Annotated in this window: 14 protein-coding genes; 5 read left to right on the forward strand and 9 right to left on the reverse strand. The window is 71.6% G+C overall.

What is annotated here, in order from left to right:
- Window positions 1-231: 231 nt before the first annotated feature.
- The 5 genes from AB0P41_RS22275 to AB0P41_RS22295 all read left to right on the forward strand — a co-directional run bounded on the left by AB0P41_RS22275 (window position 232) and on the right by AB0P41_RS22295 (window position 5,569).
- On the forward strand, window positions 232-1,815 hold the full coding sequence (locus AB0P41_RS22275; RefSeq protein WP_356710088.1) for a potassium/proton antiporter: 1,584 nt from the start codon (window positions 232-234) through the stop codon (window positions 1,813-1,815).
- Between the two features lie 312 nt (window positions 1,816-2,127).
- On the forward strand, window positions 2,128-3,408 hold the full coding sequence (locus AB0P41_RS22280; protein WP_356709774.1) for an MFS transporter: 1,281 nt from the start codon (window positions 2,128-2,130) through the stop codon (window positions 3,406-3,408).
- Window positions 3,409-3,474: 66 nt separating this feature from the next.
- A complete protein-coding gene (locus AB0P41_RS22285; RefSeq protein ID WP_365933696.1) occupies window positions 3,475-3,822 on the forward strand; it encodes an FmdB family zinc ribbon protein in 348 nt (115 codons plus the stop codon).
- Between the two features lie 86 nt (window positions 3,823-3,908).
- Window positions 3,909-4,757, forward strand: coding sequence for an S-methyl-5'-thioadenosine phosphorylase (locus AB0P41_RS22290; protein WP_365933697.1), 849 nt, complete (start codon window positions 3,909-3,911; stop codon window positions 4,755-4,757).
- Between the two features lie 251 nt (window positions 4,758-5,008).
- Window positions 5,009-5,569 carry an RcpC/CpaB family pilus assembly protein gene (locus AB0P41_RS22295; protein WP_365933699.1) on the forward strand — a complete coding sequence of 187 codons (561 nt, stop codon included), beginning with the start codon at window positions 5,009-5,011 and terminating at the stop codon, window positions 5,567-5,569.
- A gap of 49 nt (window positions 5,570-5,618) precedes the next feature.
- On the opposite strand, the gene AB0P41_RS22300 is transcribed toward AB0P41_RS22295, so the two are convergent.
- From AB0P41_RS22300 to AB0P41_RS22340, 9 genes are all read right to left on the reverse strand, one after another.
- Window positions 5,619-5,846 (reverse strand): hypothetical protein, encoded by a 228-nt coding sequence (locus AB0P41_RS22300; protein ID WP_356709782.1) that lies wholly within the window; start codon window positions 5,844-5,846, stop codon window positions 5,619-5,621.
- A 21-nt stretch (window positions 5,847-5,867) separates the two neighbouring features.
- Window positions 5,868-6,272 carry a hypothetical protein gene (locus tag AB0P41_RS22305; protein WP_356709784.1) on the reverse strand — a complete coding sequence of 135 codons (405 nt, stop codon included), beginning with the start codon at window positions 6,270-6,272 and terminating at the stop codon, window positions 5,868-5,870.
- Window positions 6,269-6,964, reverse strand: a complete 696-nt coding sequence (locus tag AB0P41_RS22310) for a Rieske (2Fe-2S) protein (protein WP_356709786.1) — start codon at window positions 6,962-6,964, stop codon at window positions 6,269-6,271. The genes AB0P41_RS22305 and AB0P41_RS22310 overlap by 4 nt, the downstream gene beginning before the upstream one ends.
- On the reverse strand, window positions 6,961-7,563 hold the full coding sequence (locus tag AB0P41_RS22315; RefSeq protein ID WP_356709788.1) for a 4Fe-4S dicluster domain-containing protein: 603 nt from the start codon (window positions 7,561-7,563) through the stop codon (window positions 6,961-6,963). Before AB0P41_RS22315 ends, AB0P41_RS22310 begins: the two co-directional genes overlap by 4 nt.
- Window positions 7,564-7,570: 7 nt before the next feature.
- On the reverse strand, window positions 7,571-9,895 hold the full coding sequence (locus AB0P41_RS22320; protein ID WP_365933702.1) for a molybdopterin oxidoreductase family protein: 2,325 nt from the start codon (window positions 9,893-9,895) through the stop codon (window positions 7,571-7,573).
- The gene (locus tag AB0P41_RS22325; protein ID WP_356709792.1) at window positions 9,892-11,067 is read right to left on the reverse strand and encodes an MFS transporter; all 1,176 of its coding nucleotides are present in this window, start codon (window positions 11,065-11,067) and stop codon (window positions 9,892-9,894) included. The genes AB0P41_RS22320 and AB0P41_RS22325 overlap by 4 nt, the downstream gene beginning before the upstream one ends.
- Window positions 11,068-11,211: 144 nt before the next feature.
- Entirely contained in the window at window positions 11,212-12,312 is a 1,101-nt protein-coding gene (locus AB0P41_RS22330) for a peptidase C39 family protein (protein WP_365933705.1), read from the reverse strand.
- 67 nt (window positions 12,313-12,379) lie between these two features.
- Window positions 12,380-14,482 (reverse strand): iron ABC transporter permease, encoded by a 2,103-nt coding sequence (locus AB0P41_RS22335; protein WP_365933706.1) that lies wholly within the window; start codon window positions 14,480-14,482, stop codon window positions 12,380-12,382.
- Window positions 14,479-15,543: an iron-siderophore ABC transporter substrate-binding protein gene (locus AB0P41_RS22340; protein ID WP_356709798.1), complete on the reverse strand. Its 1,065-nt coding sequence runs from the start codon at window positions 15,541-15,543 to the stop codon at window positions 14,479-14,481. Before AB0P41_RS22340 ends, AB0P41_RS22335 begins: the two co-directional genes overlap by 4 nt.
- Between the last annotated feature and the right edge of the window lie 43 nt (window positions 15,544-15,586).

The following is a 15,586-nucleotide window of genomic DNA, read 5'->3' on the forward strand; positions in this document are numbered from 1 at the left end:
GCAGGGTGGTCCTGGGAGTGCAGGAGCAACCATAGGCGCCCCGCCGAAGCCACTCGGACGCGGTATGGGGATGCATCCATTTGCGCACCGGTTCGCACGAACACTCGAAGGCGTCAAGAAAACGTTAAAGATTAGGTAAGGTAACGAAGTACTGGCCGCCGGAGGACGATCCGGAAGGCGTACGCACCAGGGAAGGAACGGACCCTGACTGTCCACGCGCTCAACGAACTTCTGCTCGTCTGCTCACTCGTCCTGCTGGTCGCCGTCGCGGCCGTACGCATTTCGTCCCGCAGCGGGCTCCCCAGCCTGCTCCTGTACCTCGGCATCGGCATCGCCATGGGGCAGGACGGCATCTTCGACGTCAAGTTCGACAACGCCGAGCTGACCCAGGTGATCGGCTACGCCGCCCTGGTCGTCATCCTGGCCGAGGGCGGCCTGGGCACGAAGTGGAAAGAAGTCAAACCCGCGCTGCCGGCGGCAGCCATGATGTCGACCATCGGCGTGGGCATCAGCGTGGGAGTCACCGCGAGCGCGGCGCACTATCTCGTCGGCCTCGACTGGCGGCAGGCCCTCATCGTCGGAGCCGTCGTCTCCTCCACCGACGCCGCGGCCGTCTTCTCCGTCCTGCGCAAGGTCCCGCTGCCTTCCCGCATCACCGGTGTCCTGGAGGCCGAGTCCGGCTTCAACGACGCCCCCGTGGTGATCCTCGTGGTGGCGTTCTCCGCCGTCGGCCCCGTGGAGCACTGGTACGTGCTGGTCGGTGAGATAGCCCTGGAGCTGGCCATCGGTGCCGCGATCGGCCTCGCGGTGGGCTGGCTGGGCGCCTACGGGATCCGCCATGTGGCCCTGCCCGCGTCCGGCCTCTACCCGATCGCCGTGATGGCCATCGCGGTGTCGGCGTACGCGGCGGGCGCCATGGCCCACGGCAGCGGCTTCCTGGCCGTCTACCTGGCCGCGATGGTCCTCGGCAACTCCAAGCTCCCGCACTGGCCGGCGACCCGGGGCTTCGCCGACGGGCTCGGCTGGCTGGCGCAGATCGGCATGTTCGTCCTGCTCGGTCTGCTGGTCACCCCGCACGACCTGATCGACGACTTCTGGCCCGCCGTGGTCGTGGGGCTGGTCCTCACCGCCGTCGCCCGGCCGCTGTCCGTCTTCATCAGCCTGGCGCCGTTCCGGCTGCCACGGCGCGAGAAGGCGCTGATGTCCTGGGCGGGCCTGCGTGGCGCCGTCCCCATCATCCTGGCGACCATCCCCATGGTGTCCGGGATCGAGGGGAGCACCCGGGTCTTCAACATCGTCTTCGTGCTCGTCATCGTCTACACCCTGATCCAGGGACCGACCCTGCCCTGGCTGGCGAAGACCCTGAAGATCTCCGACGACCCGTCCGAGACCGCCGACCTGGGCATCGAGTCGGCACCCCTGGAGCGCCTGCGCGGCCATCTGCTGTCCGTCGCGGTCCCCGGCAAGTCCAAGATGCACGGCGTGGAGGTCGCGGAGCTGCGGCTGCCCGCCGGGGCCGCTGTCACCCTCGTCGTACGGGACGGCAAGAGCTTCGTCCCCGCGCCCTCGACCGTGCTGCGCCGCGGGGACGAGCTGCTGGTCGTCGCGACCGATCCGGTGCGCGACGCGGCGGAGGCCCGGCTGCGGGCGGTCGGGCAGGGCGGCAAGCTGGCCGGCTGGCTGGGGACGGGCGGGAAGGACCGGCTGGACGAGGCCACCGTGGACATGCCGCACCTCGCGAAACTGGCCCGGAAGCTGGGCAGGCGCGGCGAGAGCCTTCCGGCGGACAAGGCGGGCAGCGGCCACCCTCACTGACCGGAGAGTGGCGAGAGACGTCCGCGCACAATCGCAGGTGTGCCGGGGCCAAGGCCTGTAAGATGAAGGACCGGATCTTCTGATCCACACGATGTGAACGTGATCGACCAACCCTGATCGACCAACTCTGTCTGATGCAGAGCTGGCGCGACCGTATGGCGGTCGTGGCGTCCTTCGCCTCTGCAGCGAGCGCCCGGCATCTACCGCAGTCCCGCGCGAAGAGGACAGCTCTCGGCAGTTCCCGCACGCTCCCCGCACCTCGGGGGAGACGTCCCGGGGGCACGGCCACCAGGCGGCAGAAAGGCATGGACCGTGGCGTCCACGGTCTCCGACCGCCCCGGTTACGGGCAGTTGCTGCGCACCCCGGGTGCGTGGACCTTCCTCCTTCCGGGCTTCGCGGCCCGGCAGCCCTTCGCGATGCTGACCATCGGGATCGTGCTCCTGGTTCAGCACACCACCGGCTCGTACGGCAGTGCGGGCGCCGTGGCCGCCGTCTCCGGCGTCTCCATGGCGCTGTTCGCACCGCAGAGCGGCAGGCTCGCCGACCGGTTCGGCCAGCGGGCCGTGCTCCTGCCCGGCGTCCTCCTGCACGCCGTCTCCGTCGGGGGCCTCACGGCGCTCGCCCTGGCGGACGCGCCGCTGTGGGCCCTGTTCCTGGCGGCCGTACCCACCGGGGCCTCCATCCCGCAGATCGGGCCGATGGTCCGGGCGCGCTGGGCGGCCCGGCTGGGCGCCGCCCCGGGGCGTCCGGCCTCCCCGTTGATGTCCACGGCCGCCGCCTTCGAGTCCGTGACGGACGAGTTCACCTTCGTCGTCGGGCCCGTGCTCGCGACCGCGCTGTGCACCGGCGTGCACCCCGCGGCCGGACTGATCGCGGAGGCGGCGCTCACGTTGCTGGGCGGCATCCTGTTCGCCGCCCAGCGCTCGACCCAGCCGGCGCTCCGTGGCACCGCCACTGCGGACGCACCGCACCGCTCGGCGCTCTCCGTGCCGGGGGTGCGCGTCCTCGCGGTCACCTTCCTGGGCATCGGCACCGTCTTCGGCGGCATGCAGGTCTCCCTGACGGCGTTCTCCGAGGAGATCGGCCGGCCGGGCGTGAACGGGCTGCTGTACGGGGTCTTCGCGGCCGGCAACATGCTGGCGGGTATCGCCTGCGGGGCCATCGCGTGGAAGAGCAGCCCGCGCCGCCGGCTGATCGTCGGCTATGTGGCCCTGACCCTGACCGCGTCCGGTCTCTGGGCGGTGCACTCCGTACCGCTGCTGGCGGGGCTCGGACTGCTGGTCGGACTGTGCATCGCACCCGCGCTGATCAGCGGATACACCCTGGTCGAAGCCCTGGTGCCCGCGTCCGCCAGGACCGAGGCCTTCACCTGGCTGACGGGCGCCGTGGCGCTGGGTCAGGCAGGGGCCGTCACGGTGGCCGGACAGCTCGCGGACGCCCATGGTGCGAGCACGGGTTTCGTGGTCCCGCTGGCCGGCACGGCACTGGCCCTGGTGACCCTGCTCGCCCTGCGCTCACGGCTTGCGCCGAAGGCCGAAGGACGGACGGTGGCACGTGGGATCGGTCACCGCGAGCCGGTCACGGTGGACTGATCGCTCGGAATAGGTCACTATGGAGCGTCGTTAGCACTCATTGAGTGAGAGTGCCAGGAGGAGCAAGTGCCGACCTATCAGTACCAGTGCACCGAATGCGGCGAGGGCCTCGAAGCGGTGCAGAAGTTCACCGATGATGCCCTGACCGTGTGCCCGAACTGCGAAGGACGCCTCAAGAAGGTGTTCTCGGCCGTCGGCATCGTCTTCAAGGGATCCGGTTTCTACCGGAACGACAGCCGTGGCTCCTCGTCGAGCAGCACACCGGCCACGTCGTCCGCCAAGACGTCCGATTCCTCCGCCGGGTCGGCCTCCGGGTCCTCCTCGGCCAAGTCGGACGCGAAGCCGGCCGCCTCGGCCGCGTCCTCGACCTCCTCCTCGGCTTCTTCGTCGTCGAGCGGTACGTCGGCCGCCTGAGGCACCCGCACACCACACGTTGGTCCAGGACCCCGCTGATCGACTCGGCGGGGTCCTGGACGTGTGCGCCCGGTTAGTGTGACCGCATGGTGAACGCAGAAACGGCTACAGCGGAAATCGGTGTCATCGGCGGATCGGGCTTCTACTCCTTCCTGGAGGACGTCACCGAGGTCCAGGTGGACACGCCGTACGGAGCGCCGAGCGACTCCCTGTTCCTGGGCGAACTCGCGGGCCGCCGGGTGGCCTTCCTCCCGCGGCACGGCCGCGGCCACCACCTCCCGCCGCACCGGATCAACTACCGCGCCAACCTCTGGGCCCTGCGTTCCGTCGGCGTACGCCAGGTGCTCGGCCCGTGCGCGGTCGGCGGTCTGCGTCCGGAGTACGGCCCCGGCACCCTGCTCGTACCGGACCAGATGGTCGACCGTACGAAGACCCGCACGCAGACCTTCTACGACGGTGAACCCCTGGCCGACGGCACCGAACCGAACGTGGTGCACCTCGGCTTCGCCGACCCGTACTGCCCGGAGGGCCGCAAGGCTGCCCTGGCGGCGGCGCGGGGCCGGGACTGGGAGCCGGTGGACGGCGGGACCCTGGTCGTGGTCGAGGGCCCGCGCTTCTCGACCCGTGCCGAGTCGCGCTGGCACGCCGCGATGGGCTGGTCGGTCGTCGGGATGACGGGGCACCCGGAGGCGGTGCTCGCCCGCGAACTGAACCTCTGCTACACGACGATGACGCTGGTGACGGACCTCGACGCGGGGGCCGAGGCCGGCGAGGGCGTCAATCACGCCGAGGTGCTGGAGGTGTTCGCGGCCAATGTGGACCGGCTGCGGTCGGTGCTCTTCGACGCGGTGGCCGCTCTGCCGGCGAACGAGGGCCGTGACTGCGTGTGCGCGCACGCGCTGGACGGGATCGACACGGGGATCGAGCTGCCGTAGCGCGGCACGTCAGGGGCACCGGGGCCGGCCCGGCGTCACGGGCCCGGGGGGCCTGGACGCCGGGGATCACGGGCACGGGGGCACGGGCGCCGGGGTCCCGAGCCGTCCGCTTGGGACCCGTGGGGGTGACCGGGTTATCCACAATGTGGGGGCTGTCCACAGGGCCGGGCGGGATTTCCGCGGAGGGTGGATCGTGAGGGTGTCCGGCGGGGCTTCCCCTCGGACTCCTCTCTCGCCAGGTGGTGTTGGCCATGTTCCCTTCGGTGCCCGATACACGTCCCGCGCCTCCCGCCCCGTGCGGGGTCCCGTCCTTCGGTCCCCTGCGCGTGCGGGGTGGCGGCGGGCGCCGTCTCCGGCGGGTGCTGCGGGGGCAGCGCCGGGCGCTGGCCGCGGGGTTCGCCCTGGCCTCCGCCGTGCTCGCCGCATCGGGGCTGGGCGGTGAGAGAGGGGCGGCCGCCGCCGGCGGGGACGGGCCACCGGGGCCCGACCGGCGGCCCGTACGTCTGGTGTCCGCTCCGGTGCGGATCGCCGACGCTGCGACGGTGCGGCTGCTGCGACCGGGCGACCGCGTCGATGTGATCGCCGCGGCCGACGGGGAGCCCCGGGCACGAGTGGTGGCACGGGACGTGCGGGTGGCAGAGGTCCCGCGTGGTGCGGGCGACGTGGAGGCACCGTTCCCCGCGGCCGACGGCGGGACCGGCGTGGGACACGGGGCCTTGGTCGTCCTGTCCGTGGAGCGGGACACCGCGGCGGCTCTGGCGGGCGCCGGTGCGTCGGGGCGTCTCGCGGTGGCGGTGTCCCATGCCGAATAGGACGGACATCGCGTCAACCCGGCCGTGGGGCCCGCTGACGGCCAGGCCGTCAGATGTGGTGGGGCGGCTTCTCGTCGAGGAAGCGGGCCAGGTCGGCCGCGCCGCCGCCGGCCGGAGCCCGCTCGCCCCACCCCTGGTCCGTGTCGTCCGCGGACTGCCGGTCCAGCGGATCGTCGAAGACCAGAGCCGACGGCTTTGGCCCGGACTCCTGCGGGGGCCGCTGCTGGGGCTGCGGCGGCTTCGACTCTCGCGGTCCGGGGGCGGGGGCGGTACTCATGCCTCCAGGGTACGGCCGGGCTCAGCGATCCTTCGGATCGAGCAGCCACAGCCCCAGCACGACGAGGAACGACAGACACAGAAATCCGGCTCCCCACCAGGCCGTGCCCGTGTCGCCTTCCATCCACACGTTGACGACCTCCGTCAGTGCCCACAGCTGGCCGATGACGACGCTCATCGCCAGGACCAGCCTGGCCGTCAGCTTCGCGGAGCGCTCGGGTTCCTGCTCGGAGCCCGCTCCCGGCCCCGGGCCGGTGTGGCGGACCCGGGGGTCGGCGTAGCCACTGGTGGGCCGGATCTGGGGGTAGCGCTCGTGGAGGGGGCGGTTCAGCTCGGCCCGCTCGCTGCCGGGGTGATAGTCGGGGTACAAGGTGCCGGCGGGGCTGGGGGGCCGCGGCGGCTCGATCGGGTCCAGGGGTTCGGTCATGACCGCCTCCCCGGGGCGGCGGCGTCGGACGGGGCCGGCGCGGGTGGCGCCTCCGCGCCGCCTCCGGTGCCGGGGCAGCCGATGCGTGCGGCGAGATCGGGGCGGTCCTCGGCGAGCTGGCGGCACAGCCCCGCTTCGGCGCTCTCCCCGGACCGGGTGGTCCCGACGGCCCAGATACTGCCGTCCTCCAGCTCGGTCAGCACCACCTTGGGCAGCCCGCGGGGCGGCGGGCCGGCGGTGACCGCACCGGTGCGCGCGTCGAAGACTCCCTCGTGGCAGGGGCAGTACAGCTCACCGTCCGTGCCGCGGTCCTTGCGCCAGAGCACGCCGCAGGCCAGATGGGTGCAGACGGCGGAGTAGCCGACGAGGGTGCCGTCGTCCATCCGCACGGCGACCGCCCGGTCCTCGTCGCCGGGGTAACGGAATGCGAGGGACTCACCCGGTGGCAGCTGTGCGGCGATCCGCTTCGGGGACGGCGCCTTCCCGTCCTCCGTCTCACCGTGCCGGTGGAGGATGCCGCCCGCCACGGCCAGACCGCCCACGGCGAGGCCGCCGGACACGGTGGTGACGATCCGGAGGTAGTCGCGGCGGGTGGTCAGCGAATCGGCGGCGATCCGGTCGTGCAGGGCCTCACGGGGGTCGCTCCCGGGGCCGTGGTCGGGGCCCGGCTGCTGCTGTTCGGTGACGCTCATCGGCGGACGTCCTTCCCGTTGATCTCGACGACGGGAAGTCCGCCGGGTACCGGCCACTGGACCCGCTCCGCGGGCACGACCATGGCCACACCGGTGCGCACCTCGCTCTCGCCGAAGACGAACGTGTCGGCGACCTGCACCCCGGGGCGCTCCGCCTGGAGTTCCTCGAGGGTGCCGTAGTAGAGGGCGCCGGTGGGGCAGACGGTGGCGCACATGGGGGCGAGCCCGTAGGCGGTGCGGTCGTAGCAGAGGTTGCACTTCATCTGCAGCTTCGCCTGGAGGTCGATCTTCGGAACACCGAAGGGGCAGGCGTTGACGCAGTTGGCGCAGCCGATGCAGCGGGTGGTGTCGGCCTGCTGCACGACTCCGTCGGCGGTGACCAGGATCGCGTCGGCCGGGCAGACCTCGGCGCAGGGGGCCACCGGGTCCTCGCAGTGCATGCAGACCGTGGGGAGGGAGGCGACGGATGAACCCTCGTCGGTGTAGTCGAGGTGGATCATCGACTTGCCCCGGTGCGAGTCGCATTCCCGGCAGGCCGATACACAGGCCTGACAGCCGATGCAGCGCCCCGGGTCGATGAACATCGTTCTGCCCATCATCCGGGCATCAGCTCCTTTCCGAGGTGCCGCGGCCCTGTGGGGCCGTGGGTGGCAGCGGGTCGGTGCGGGAGACCTGGGTCTCGGGATAGGCGACGTGGCCGGGGGCGACAGGAGGTGCGGGGACCTCGTCGATCGCTGCGGCGTGCTCGATGCGGCAGGCGCAGACCTTGTACTCGGGGATCTTGGAGCGGGGGTCGAGGGCGTCGATGGTCAGGGCATTGGCGGCGGTGGGGACGGGCCAGTGGTAGGGGATGAACACCGTGTCGGGCCGGATCGCCTCGGTGACCAGCGCCGGAAAGACCTCGCTGCCGCGCCGGGTGACGACGCGGACGGGTTCGCCGTTGTGGAAGCCGTGGGAGGGGTGGACCTCGGCCCAGGGCCGCGGGGTCTGCTCCACGAGGGCGCCCAGCCGGCGGGTCTGGTTACCGGAGAGGAAGTGGGCGACGGTGCGTCCGGTGGTCAGCGTCATCGGGTGCTCGGCGTCGTACGGGTCCGCCGGGGGGTGCCACTCGACGACCTGCATGTGGATCCTGCCGTCTTCGTGGTAGGTCGTGCCGTCCTCGAACAGCCGGGGGGTGCCGGGGTGATCGGTGGACGGGCAGGGCCAGGAGATTCCGCCGGTCTCCTCGAGCCGTTCGTAGGTGATGCCGGAGTAGTCGATGACCGTGCCGGCGGAGGCCCTGCGCAGCTCGTCGAAGACCTCGCGGGAACTGCCGAAGGCGAATCTGTCGCCTTCTCCTAGGCGGCGGGCGATCTCGCACATCACCCAGGTGTCGGTCCGCACACCGGACGGCGGTTCCTGCGCCTTGTTGTGCTTGACGACGCGTGCCTCCGCGTTGGCCATCACCCCTTCGTCCTCGGCCCAGATGGTGACGGGGAAGACGACGTGCGCGTTGGCGGCGGTCTCGGAGAGGAAGAAGTCGAACTGGGCGTGGAATTCGGTGGTGTCGTACCCCTCCTTGACCACGGCGTAGTTGGGGAGCGACACGAAGGGGTTGTTGCAGATGCCGATGAGACCGCGGATCTCCTGGCGCTGCATCTGCCAGACCATTTCCATCATCGAGGTCCCGGCGGCCGGAAGTTCGGATTCCTCGATACCCCAGATCTCGCAGATCTGCCGGCGGTGCTCCTCGTTGAGGATCGAGCGGCCGCCGGGGAGGAGGTCGGCCTTCTGACCGTGCTCGCGGCCGCCCTGGCCGTTCCCCTGTCCGGTGAGGGTGCCGTATCCGGCGCCGGGTTTGCCGATGTGGCCGGTGGCGGTGCAGAGGTTGATCACGCTGAGGCAGTTCTCGACGCCCTGCGTGTGGTGTTCGATGCCCCGGGCGTGGAAGGCCATGGCCTTGGGCGCACGCGCGAAGGCGCGGGCGACCTGGACGACCTGCTCGGCAGGGATTCCGCAGATCTCGGCGGCGCGGGACGGGGGGTACTGGGCGACGTTGGCCTTGACCTCTTCCCAGCCGGTGGCGTGGGCCGCGAGGTAGGCCTCGTCGGTGAGCCCCTCCTCGATGACCACGTTCAGCACGGCGTTGAAGAAGGCCGAGTCGGTGCCCGACTTGAGGGCGACATGGATGTCGGCGGTGCGCGCGACCGCCGTCTCGCGCGGGTCGACCACGATCAGGGTGGCGCCGCGGTCCCGGGCCCCCCAGACGTACTGGGTCAGTACGGGGAAGCACTCACCGACGTTGGCCCCGGCGAGCAGGAGGCAGTCGGTGAGCAGGATGTCGGAGAAGGGGTTGCCGGCCCGGTCGATGTTGAAGGCGAGCTTGTTGGCACCCGCGGCGCTCACCATGCAGAGCCGGCCGTTGTAGTCGACGTGCTTGGTCTTCAGCGCCACCCGGGCGAATTTGCCCACCAGATACGTCTTCTCGGAGAAGAGGCTGGCCCCGCCGAGGACACCGAAGGCGTCCCGTCCGTGCTCCTGCTGGATGCGCCTGATCTCGGAAACGGTGAAGTCGAGCGCCTCGTCCCAGGAGACCTCGCGCAGTTCCTCGTCACGGGAACGGCGCATGAGGGGCGCGGTGAGCCGGTCCGGATGGTTGACCTGCTGGTAGGCGTTGATGCCCTTGGGGCAGAGCCGCATGCGGTTGATGTCGTGGTTGCGGGGCTCCACGCCGAAGACCTTGCCGCCGCGGTCCACGCGGAGATACATCCCGCACTGGACACCGCAGAAGCAGCAGTGGGTGGGGACGAGCGTCTCGCCGTTCTGGTCGGCGTGCCACTGGTCGGCCGGGATGCCGCCCGCGTCGCGGAAGCCGCGGGTGCCGGGCGGGGCGAGGGAGGGGTCGAGAGGGACGGTCGTACGGCCGTCGGCTGCGCGTGGGTCCGCGGTCACTGGAAACCCTTCTTGACCTGGGTGAGATAGGCGTTGCCGCGCAGTACCCGCTTGCAGCGCGGGCAGTATTCGGCCCATTCGTCGAAGCCGAGTTCGAGGTCACGCATGGTGCCGCGCAGGTTCTCGACGTACGGGCCGGTGTCGATGGCCTCTCCGCAGCGGCGGCAGGCGAAGATCTCGTCGTCCTGGCGCCCGGTGTATTTGAAGAGCTGCATGCCGACCGCTGCCGGGCGCTGCACGATGTGGAAGAACTTCCCGAACGGGATGTAGATGAGGGTGAAGACCACCGAGACCATGTGGAGGATCGCCAGGAACTCGTAGCCTCCGCCGTGCAGGAAGATCGAGGAGAAGGTGAGCAGCAGGCCGGTCACGGAGATGATGATCAGGGCGAGCAGCGGCACCATGTCGTAGGCGAACCGCTGTCCGGTGATGGCACCCCGGTCCTTCATACGGCGCCAGAGGAAGTACCCCGCGCCGGGGATGACGAGCACCGCGGCGATGTCCAGGCCGTGGAACATCAGCCAGCCGATGATGTTCAGCGAGTCGAAGCCGAGGATCTTGACGCCCCAGATGCGCATCTCGTATCCGGGCCCCGAGCCGGTGTCGGAGGTGAAGGTGAACCAGCCCCAGGTCAGCGGGAAGGTGATCAGCGCGGCGAGGACGCAGCCCCAGAAGATCAGCTGGTGGGCTGCCCAGCGGGCGTGGGAGCGGGCGCCGAGGAATTTCTGGAAGCCCAGGTAGGTCGCGATCATCTTCGGCAGGGCGGTGGGTGCCTTGCGGAAGTTCTCGGTGGAGAACAGGCTGCGCCAGCCGTTCCTGAAGAGCCGTCGGGCGCCGGGGGCGGACACCCAGACCGTGTAGCGGTAGGTGACCCCGAAGGCGAGGAAGACGGTGGCGACGGCGTACGGGAGCAGCGCCGAGTCGAAGTCGCGCAGCAGACGGCTGCCGAACACGATCGCGAGGATCAGCAGGCAGGAGACCACGGCTCCGGCCAGGGCCGCGCGGCCGGAGACGGATCGCGGAAGGTTCCGGGCCGCCCTCGCGGCGACGGAGGGCCCCTTGCCGGGTGGCCGGCCGTCCGTGCCGCCGTGGCCGTCCGTCCCACCGGACGTGGCGGTGCGGACACCGGTCTCGGGCTGCTCGGCTGCGGCGGGTTCTGGTGGCTCGGTCACCCGGCCACCGTAGGGCCGCGATGGGCGTTTGGTCCCGTTATATGCCTCGACCGTGTGAGCGCGTCGCCCAGGTGGCCCGAACCCGGCCTCGTCCCGTGCCCCTGCGCGAGCGGGGCACCGGAGGCAACTCGGCAGCCGAGGGGGCTACTCGCCGGCCGGTTCGTCCACGGACACCTCGCGCTGCCGCGCGCGTCCGATGGCCACCGCACCGCGGAACCGGTCCGCCGAGAGGACGGACATGGCATCGAGCGACGGGTCGGGGACCGGCAGCAGGTGGGCGTCGACCCAGGTGTCCCCCGCGGCCGCCTGGGCCCACGGGTCCTCGATCACGACGGCGCCGGGCACGGTGCCGTGGCAGAGCACCCAGTGCGGCACGTCGAACCCCTGCATCCCGGCGAGCGAGACCAGGAGGAGCACGTGCTCACGTCTGCCGATCGCGCTCCGGATCGCGGCCAGGGAGAGATGGCCCGGGTCGACCGGGACGCCGGTCCGCCCGGCCTCCGTGCGCGACGTGCGCTGGAGCAGGGCGCGCCACTCCTGTTCCTTCTCCGTGTAGTGGTCGAGCATGACGGGCCGGTCCGTGTCGAGGTGGACCGTGACGGGGGACGACGGCCACGCCCGGCGCACGGCGACGCCCAGTCCGACCGGCTCGCACGCGGGGAAGTTGGTGGCGTCGCGCCACAGGGTCAGCTCCGCCTCGCGGTCGAGTGCCTCCCGGGGCAGCGTCCCCCCGTGCACCTGCGCGACCAGAGCGGTGACGGCCCCGCACGAGAAGTGCGTGGTCTGCCCGTAGTACGGGGGCTCGTCCCCCGGGCCGTCGCACAGCCAGCGCACGTAACCCGTGTCGGGCCCCGCCCCGTCCTCCACCGGTGAGAGGGGCGGACGCAGCGGGACGAAGCCGGCGGCAGCGGCGGCCTCCGGACTCGCCGTCCATCCTTCCCACTTGACCTGTACGAGCCCGCGGTCCCGCGCGTGCGCGACGACGGCCTCGACGGCTGCCGGCACGTCACCGACCGCGTCGACGATCTTGAGGTAGGCCGTGTGCGGGCGTGCCGTCACCAGCGCGGCGGCGACCGGGCCCGTACCGTCCTCCCCCGGCACGGCCACGATGTGGGGTGCGTGGGCGGAGCGGTCGACCGTGCGCCAGCGCTCCGGGATGTCGAGGCTTCCCAGCGGGCTCGGGGACGCGTCGGGCTCGAAGGGGACCACGGCACTCTTCGCGGGCGCTCCCTGCGGGGACGGCATTCCGGCACTCCTTGGCGGGTCGGGGAGGTGAAGGGCGGATTCTCGGACACGGGGGTCCGGCCCGGCGTCAGGCACGGGACCTCCGGAGCACCCAGACGAAGTACGGGGCGCCGACCAGGGCGATCATGAGGCCGGCCGGTACCTGGGCCGGTACGACGACCGTGCGGCCGAGCGCGTCGGCCACACAGACCAGCAGGGCTCCGAGCAGCATCGCGACCGGGATCGACCGCCCGTGCCGGGCGCCCACCAGCGACCGGGCGAGGTGCGGGGCGACGAGCCCCACGAAGCCGACGACACCGACCGCGATCACGCTGAGCGCCGCCAGCACCGCGGCGATGCCCAGTGCGGCGAAGCGCGTGCGTTCCGGCTTGACGCCGACGACGCGCGGGGTGTCCTCGTCGACGGCGAGCAGGTCGAGATGGCCGCGCATGGCGAGCAGCACGGGAAGCGCGAGCGCCAGGGCCACCGCGACCGGTACGACGTCGGGGAACGTACGCCCGTAGGTCGTGCCGGAGAGCCAGGTGAAGATCCGCGGGGTGTTCCACGGGTCGGCGCGCAGCAGGAGGAAGGTGGTGACGGAGCTGATGCCGTACCCGCAGCCGATGCCGATCAGCACGAACCGGTCGGGCAGGAAGCCCCCGCGCCAGGACAGCACGGCGATCAGCCCGAAGGTGGCGAGTCCCGTCACGACCGCGGCCGCGATGAGCACCGGCCGTCCCCCGGGCAGGCCCGAGGTGACGACGGCGACCGCTCCCAGACCGGCGCCCGCCGTGATGCCGAGCACGCCCGGCTCCGCCAGCGGATTTCGTACCGCACCCTGGACGACGCATCCGGCCAGTCCGAGGGCCGCTCCGGCGAGGATCGCGGCGAGCACCCGCGGGACCCGGTCGTCGAGCGCCTGCCCGACGAGGCCGGGGGCGGTTCCCTGGACCCAGAGCGCGATGTCCCCCGTCCGGAGCCAGAGGCTGCCCGCCAGAACCGCGATGAGGGCCGCAGCGGCCAGGAGTGCCACCGCCCCGAACACGACGAAGAGGAAGGCGCGGCGCGACCGTGCGGCGACCCGTGCGTGCGGCGGCTGACGGAGCCGGCCCGTGTCGCGGAGGCGGAGCGCCAGGATCACGATGACGACGGAGCCGAGCAGCGCGGTCGGCACGCCGGTGGGTATGGAGGCCGCCCCGTCCGCGCCCTGCAGCGCGCGCAGCGACGCGTCCGCGAGCAGGATGAGCAGCGCGCCGAGCAGCCCGGCCGCGGGCACCAGGAAGATGTGCCGCCGCAGCGCCCGGACCCGACCGGCGATCAGCCGGGCGAACACGGGGGCGCCGAGGCCGACGAAGGCGATCGGGCCCGCGAGCGTCACCGCCGTGCTGGACATGACCACCGCGCAGATCACGGCGATCACACGGGTGCTCCGGATCGGCACCCCGAGGGTGGACGCGGCGTCGTCGCCGAGGTTCATCACATCGAGCCTGCGGGACAGCGCCAGGGCGGCGCAGAGCCCCATGGCCACGAGGGGGAAGGCGCGCACCGACGCGTCGATGTTGATCTGGGCGAGCGAACCGCTCCCCCAGGCGAAGAGACCGGTCGTGTTCTGCTTGAACAGGATGAGGACCATGGCGGTCGCCGCGTCCAGGGCCAACGCCATCGCCGAGCCGGCGAGGATCAGACGGGTGCCGGTGGTGCCCGCGGCCCGGCCCGCGAGGAGCAGCACGAGCACCGCCGCGGCCAGCCCGCCGGCGAACGCGACGGCGCCCGAGGCCCAGAGCGGGACGGCGAGACCGAGCGCCGCGACGAGCGAGAGCGTGAAGTAGGCCCCGGCCGTGACCGCGAGGGTGTCGGGGGAGGCGAGGGCGTTGTGCGTGACGGACTGGAGCAGCGCCCCGGCCACACCGAGGGCGATGCCCACCGCCACGCCCGCGAACAGACGCGGCAGGCGCGAGCCGGTGAGGACGTCCCCGACGTAAGCCCCGCCGGTGCTGTCCCGTTCCCCGCCGATGTACCGCACCAGGTCGGTGACGCCGATACCCGAGGTCCCCTGGGTCAGGTGCCACATCCCCACGAGGACGGTCACGACGAGGAGGAGCACGAGGACGGCCACCCCGGTGGGGCCGCTGCCGCGCTCGGCGCGCGGCAGCGCTTCCCCCCGGGGTGCCGCTGTCTGTGTCGCGGTCACTTCTTGTCGAGTACGTCGACGTAGGCGTCGATCGCCTGCGCGCAGGAACGCGGACCGCCGGCGCCCCACACCCGGGCCGGGAAGGCGTGCGAGCGGCCCTCCTTCACGGCCGGCATGGACTTCCAGAGCGGGTTCTTCTCCAGTGCGGCGACGTACCCACCGGCTCCTTCGTCGTTGGCGTAGAAGAGGTTGGCGTTCCCCACCGAGGTCAGTCCCTCGACATCGGTCTGCGCGAGACCGTACGAGGCGTCGACGCCCCCGTCGCCGTGTGCCTTGTTGACGTCGTCGGTCCACGCGGGCTTCAGGCCGAGCTCCTTGCCGATCTCGGTGAACAGCGCGCCGTCACTGTAGGGGCGGACGGTGAGGTTGCCGCCCTCCAGCCAGCCGTCGAAGAACAGGAAGTCCTTCGTCGGCAGATCGGCGTCGGTGACCTGCTTCTTCGCCGTCGCGAGGTGCGCGTCGAACTCCTTGAGCACCTGGTCGGCCCGTTCGGTGCGCCCGGTGGCCTTGCCGATCATGCTGAAGACCTCCCGCATGTTCCCGATCGGGTCCTTCGGGTCCGCGCCCCGCGTGGCCATCACGGGGACGCCTCGCTTCTCCAGCTTCGCGATGGTCTCGTCGTCGGCGTCGAACGCCTCCACCACGATGAGGTCGGGCTTCGCCGCGTAGAGGGTGTCGAGGTCGGGCTCCTCACGGGTACCGATGTCGGTCACCCCGCCGGGCAGCTTCTCCGCGCTGACCCAGGTGCTGTACCCCTTGGCGTCGGAGACGGCGGTGGGGGTGACGCACAGCGTCAGGGCGTCCTCGACCTGCTGCCACTCCAGGACCGCGATCCGTTCGGCGGGCTTGTCGAGCTTCACCTGACGGCCCACGCCGTCCTTGAAGGAGACAGGCTTCGTCGAGGTGGTCGTGGTGTCCTGCGCGCAGCTCTCCGAGGCGGGCGCCGCGTCGGCGCTGCTCTTGGCGCCGGCCTTGTCGACGGCGGTCGTGCCGCAGGCCGTTGCGGCGAGGACTATGAGCCCCGCGGAGGCTGACGCCGCCAGGCGACGGGCACGGTTCATTACGGATCCTCTTTCTTGCGATGAGTTCGCGGCGGCGGATGTG

It is taken from the genome of Streptomyces sp. NPDC079167 (assembly GCF_040686735.1).
Taxonomy (GTDB): Bacteria; Actinomycetota; Actinomycetes; order Streptomycetales; family Streptomycetaceae; genus Streptomyces.

Excerpts from the sequence above, each read along its gene's own strand:
- AB0P41_RS22295 (WP_365933699.1), top strand. The coding sequence starts at position 5,009 with ATGTTCCCTTCGGTGCCCGATACACGTCCCGCGCCTCCCGCCCCGTGC.
- AB0P41_RS22290 (WP_365933697.1), top strand. The coding sequence starts at position 3,909 with ATGGTGAACGCAGAAACGGCTACAGCGGAAATCGGTGTCATCGGCGGA.
- AB0P41_RS22330 (WP_365933705.1), bottom strand. The coding sequence starts at position 12,312 with ATGCCGTCCCCGCAGGGAGCGCCCGCGAAGAGTGCCGTGGTCCCCTTC.
- AB0P41_RS22340 (WP_356709798.1), bottom strand. The coding sequence starts at position 15,543 with ATGAACCGTGCCCGTCGCCTGGCGGCGTCAGCCTCCGCGGGGCTCATA.
- AB0P41_RS22300 (WP_356709782.1), bottom strand. The coding sequence starts at position 5,846 with ATGAGTACCGCCCCCGCCCCCGGACCGCGAGAGTCGAAGCCGCCGCAG.
- AB0P41_RS22315 (WP_356709788.1), bottom strand. The coding sequence starts at position 7,563 with ATGATGGGCAGAACGATGTTCATCGACCCGGGGCGCTGCATCGGCTGT.
- AB0P41_RS22305 (WP_356709784.1), bottom strand. The coding sequence starts at position 6,272 with ATGACCGAACCCCTGGACCCGATCGAGCCGCCGCGGCCCCCCAGCCCC.
- AB0P41_RS22310 (WP_356709786.1), bottom strand. The coding sequence starts at position 6,964 with ATGAGCGTCACCGAACAGCAGCAGCCGGGCCCCGACCACGGCCCCGGG.